Here is a 1,336-nt window from a genome sequence, read left to right as displayed (position 1 = left end):
ATGCCGCGATCGACGCCGTGTCCAACGTTCCCGAGCGGACGTCGCGCTCCTGCCCTCCCCCGTGCTGGACAGGGGTGACCTTGGTGGACCGCCCCAGGAACAGGGCACCCACGCCCACGGGGCCGCCGATTTTGTGGCTTGAGACCGACATCGCGGCGAGTCCGGATTCGCGGAAGCCCAGCGGAATCGAGCCGAAAGCCTGGACTGCGTCCGAGTGCACGGGGATGCCGTGGGCGGCAGCGATTTCCGCGATCTCCTTGACAGGCTGGATGCTGCCCACCTCGTTATTCGCCCACATGACGGTGACCAGGGCTACCGATCCCGGATCACGCTCGATCTCCGCCCGTACAGCGTCCAGCCGCACGACGCCCTGGGAATCGACGGGGAGCCACACAGCCTCGGCCCCTTCGTGCCGTTCCAGCCATTCGACGGTGTCCTGCACCGCGTGATGCTCGACGGCGGAGCAAAGGATCCGCTTGCGGCGGCCGTCTTCGTCGTGGCGGGACCAATACATCCCCTTGACGGCGAGATTGTCTGCCTCGGTGCCGCCGGACGTGAAGATGAGCTCGGAAGGATGCGCCCCGGCCGCAGCCGCAATAGCTTCCCGCGCCTCTTCGACGGATCGCCGGGCACGCCGTCCGGAAGCGTGCAACGATGAGGGGTTGCCGGTCCGTGCCAGCTCGCGGGTCATGGCGGTGAGGGCGACGGCGGCAAGGGGCGTGGTGGCGGCATGGTCCAGGTAAACAGGCACTACCCAAGTCTATCGAGACAGGCGGATCCGGGCTTCGGCGGCGGAAGACGCCTTTACGGGCCGCTTCTCCGATCGGGACTAGTCCGCCGGACTGATCAGGATGCCGGACGGATTTTGGCGCAGCAATGGCCTTCGCGGTTGTCGTCGGCGATCCGCTCCTCGGCAATTCCGCAGACGGCCGCCGCTCCGCTGAGGAAGGCGCCGTTCATAGCGCAGACGACGCTCGTGTGGCTTTCGGCCAGCCGGTGGAACGGGCAATTGACCAGGGAGTACCCGCCGTCGTCGTCAGGTTCCGGCCTGTAACCGTAGCTTGCCAGGACATCTTCGAAATGCGGCTCCGCACTGCCGGCCTCGCGGCCGCGGGCGTAGGCGGTTTCGAGGAGCACTTCGCGGGGGGAACCACCCTTCGCCATCAGGTTCTGGATGGCAGAAGCCATCACTTCACCGGCGAGGTCATAGTGGCGCTCCGGAACCGAGGCGCCGATCTCTTCAACGACAGGTGAATACAGCTTCGCCGGGCGCCCGGAACCCGGACCGACCTTGCCGCCGAGCTTGCGGAACTCAACACTCAGGAGTCCGTCGCGG

2 protein-coding genes are annotated in these 1,336 nt (G+C 66.8%); both read right to left on the bottom strand.

The features are described from left to right. A partial coding sequence (locus AHiyo1_RS02695; protein ID WP_113990558.1) for a cysteine desulfurase family protein occupies window positions 1–751 on the bottom strand: 751 nt, incomplete at its 3' end. A gap of 95 nt (window positions 752–846) precedes the next feature. After that, window positions 847–1,336: hypothetical protein (locus AHiyo1_RS02690; protein ID WP_059387529.1), on the bottom strand; the 490-nt coding region annotated here is incomplete at its 5' end.

The organism is Arthrobacter sp. Hiyo1 (genome assembly GCF_001263615.2).
Taxonomy (GTDB): domain Bacteria; phylum Actinomycetota; class Actinomycetes; order Actinomycetales; family Micrococcaceae; genus Arthrobacter.
Note: the sequence above shows the minus strand (reverse complement) of the source record. Positions and strands in the feature narration are given on the sequence as shown.